Source organism: Veronia pacifica (assembly GCF_001707825.1).
Classification (GTDB): Bacteria; Pseudomonadota; Gammaproteobacteria; order Enterobacterales; family Vibrionaceae; genus Veronia; species Veronia pacifica.
Genome location: NZ_LYBM01000140.1, coordinates 1 through 362 on the forward strand (window position 1 = coordinate 1; position 362 = coordinate 362).

At 52.5% G+C, this 362-nt stretch carries 1 protein-coding gene; it reads left to right on the forward strand.

Annotation, left to right across the window (positions count from 1 at the left end; genetic code table 11):
* The coding region (locus A8L45_RS23500; protein WP_139122476.1) for an integrase core domain-containing protein at positions 1-362 on the forward strand (362 nt) is incomplete at both ends.

Below are 362 nucleotides of genomic sequence, written 5' to 3' on the forward strand. Positions count from 1 at the left end.
ATCCCGGTAGCCATGGGGATGTCAGGCGATGAGGTGGTCAAAGTATTAGAAGCGGTTGCCGCCTTCCGTGGTTACCCAGAAGCAGTGCGGACAGACCAAGGCCCAGAGTTTACTGGTAAAGCACTCGACCAGTGGGCATACATGCATGGCGTAAAGCTAAAACTGATACAGGCAGGAAAGCCAACGCAAAACGCCTATATCGAGAGCTTCAACGGCAAATTCAGAGATGAGTGCCTAAACGAACACTGGTTCAGGGACCTTCACCATGCCCGAGAAATCATCAGTGCCTGGCGGCTCGATTATAATGAAAACCGCCCGCATTCAGCTCTGGGGTATTTGACGCCTTCGGAATTTGCCGCGAC